The sequence below is a fragment of the uncultured Nostoc sp. genome, assembly GCF_937863485.1.
Taxonomy (GTDB): domain Bacteria; phylum Cyanobacteriota; class Cyanobacteriia; order Cyanobacteriales; family Nostocaceae; genus Nostoc.
Map to the genome: position 1 here is coordinate 1 of NZ_CALMFY010000089.1, position 2,293 is coordinate 2,293.

At 42.6% G+C, this 2,293-nt stretch carries 3 protein-coding genes; all 3 read left to right on the forward strand.

Translation table 11 applies throughout. The features are described from left to right. Positions 1–430: 430 nt before the first annotated feature. The 3 genes from Q0541_RS12035 (at position 431) to Q0541_RS12045 (ending at position 2,201) form a co-directional block, all read left to right on the forward strand. On the forward strand, positions 431–826 hold the full coding sequence (locus Q0541_RS12035; RefSeq protein ID WP_298910302.1) for a DUF1830 domain-containing protein: 396 nt from the start codon (positions 431–433) through the stop codon (positions 824–826). A 152-nt stretch (positions 827–978) separates the two neighbouring features. Then, positions 979–1,440: a DUF4079 domain-containing protein gene (locus Q0541_RS12040; protein ID WP_298910304.1), complete on the forward strand. Its 462-nt coding sequence runs from the start codon at positions 979–981 to the stop codon at positions 1,438–1,440. 194 nt (positions 1,441–1,634) lie between these two features. Beyond that, positions 1,635–2,201: a hypothetical protein gene (locus tag Q0541_RS12045; protein WP_298910307.1), complete on the forward strand. Its 567-nt coding sequence runs from the start codon at positions 1,635–1,637 to the stop codon at positions 2,199–2,201. Positions 2,202–2,293: the final 92 nt, after the last annotated feature.

Sequence of the window (2,293 nt, forward strand, 5' to 3'; positions counted from 1 at the left end):
CTTTGGCATAACGCACCCTACGTATATTTCAAAAATCAAATATCAGTCCTATAGCTTTACGATAACATTGAGTTCATTCATTAAGCGATGATCCCAGGATCAAAAGCCTGGGATATATGAAACACAAAAAAACACTCCTGAACTAGGCTGAAACTAAGGGGATCTTCGCCATACCTACCCTGTAATTATCTGCCCTAAAGAAGTTAAAACTTTTTTGCCAGAGATTGAAAACTCAAAGATGTTCACATAGTGTAAAATTGCAGATGAAAGCATAAATATTTACAAAATTTTTACAACCTGTGTATATCTTTAGGTAGAAATTATCTACAAAGAGTTAAGTTGGTAGTCGGAGCTACAACAACTGGGGATCAGGCAATGCTAGGCTTGGCAAGTGTAATGTAAAATTGTGGCGTAAAGCTCCTCAGCAGTTATGGCTCAAATATTAGATCCTCTACCACCTGAGCAATCGGGAATAATTCTCTGCTGCTACATTAATGCCACGAGCAAAATACAGGTAGCTCGCATCTCCAATATTCCCAACTGGTACTTTGAAAGGGTTGTTTTCCCTGGACAACGTTTAGTGTTTGAAGCTCCGCAAAAAGGTCAAATGGAGATTCATACAGGGATGATGGCAAGTGCAATTTTATCCGATAAGATTCCGTGCGATCGCCTGATGCTCGAAGAACCTAGTGCTTATGAGTTTGATACAGACTCATCAGACGGAAAAGACCCTATTAATACCAAACTAATGGTGCAGCAAATTAATACAAAAATTGGAGATACTACAAAACCCTTGCAAATCCTTGGTTTAGCATCGGTTGATTAAAAAAAACAATTTTACTTAATTTGAGGGTTGCTAATTTAGCAGCCCTTTTTGCTTATTATTTATTGTTTATTATTTATTGGGCATTGGGGCAGAGGAGAAATACTTACTACAACTTCCCCTCTGCTCCCTAACTCTCAACTACAATCAATCTTATGAATCTGCCTTCATTTCTTTGGTTGTGGAAAATAGCCGCCTGGTCGATGGGGTTGTCCCTGCTGGCATATCTGATGTTAGCAGTCACCGGCGTTTGGATGTTTCGGGTGAGAACTTCGCAGCAATTCCCTTTTATTACCCCATTTATGGGCGGAAATAGAGGGGTGCGATCGCTCCACTATACAATGGGCATCAGCATGGTAAGTTTAGTGCTGCTATTGCTGGTGATTGGTATTGTTGGCACTTGGGGACACTTTGGTTCTTTAGGGCACTCGTCACACTTGGTCGCTGGATTGATAGTGGTAGCATTAGTTTTACTGTCTGCTTTCAGTGCTACGCAAATTAGTGCCAGACGGCCTTGGGCTAGACCTTTACACATCGGCGTAAATATTATCCTGTTTGTCGGATTTGCTTGGGTATCCCTGACTGGTTGGATTGTAGTACAAAAGTATTTACCCTAAACCAATTTTAGATTAGGGAGTGGCTTGCATGACAATCTATTGAACCATCAGGGCAATTTAAAGAAAGTGTTTCTCTGGAAGCTCTACTGGCATGGAGAAAATAAAAGCATCAACAAGTATTCGTGTTTGTCTACCTGAATACTTGCCAGGTTCCCAGTTAGTATGAATTTAAAGCCAATAATCGTGATTAAGCCGTGACAGCAAACTCAGCCAATACCTTAGCTTCTGTTTTTCGTCTGTCTCCTTTGATTCGGATAACGCTGCTGAGTCTATATATAGCACTCACAGTTCCATTACCCTTCTTATCGCAGGTAACAGCTGCACCCGTACCCCCAGGATTATTGTGGATAGGGATTAGCATCGGCTTAGTTGCCTTGTATGCTGTAATGACTGAACAAGTAATGGTAGATGACCAGGGAATTCAGGTTACTTACCCCGCTTGGGTGCCTCGCTTTTTTCGTAAAGGCTGGTTGTTACCTTGGTCAGAGGTGAAAGAGTTAAAACCCCGCACTACTGGTCAAGGAGGGCTAGTTTATTACTTCCTCAGCCAGGATGGGAAAGCTTATTTACTACCAATGCGTGTAGCCGGATTTGCCCGTTTCGTCCAAATTGTCCAAGTAAAGACAGGCATTGACACCACAGATGTTCGCCCTTTAGCACAGCCGTGGATGTACTTGATTTTACTGGGATTCACGCTTCTGCTACTATTGGTCGATGGCTGGGCGATCGCTACAGCCTTAACTACTGCACAATTAACTTAAAATAGGGTATTGGGCATGGGGCACTTGTACTGAGCGGCGTCGTAAAGCCTGCGGCATAGCTACGCCCTAAGCGCCAGCCTCTCCAAGAGTTG

What these genes read in the sequence shown, in the direction of transcription:
- Q0541_RS12035 (WP_298910302.1), top strand. Translation starts at nt 431, where the DNA reads ATGGCTCAAATATTAGATCCTCTACCACCTGAGCAATCGGGAATAATT.
- Q0541_RS12040 (WP_298910304.1), top strand. Translation starts at nt 979, where the DNA reads ATGAATCTGCCTTCATTTCTTTGGTTGTGGAAAATAGCCGCCTGGTCG.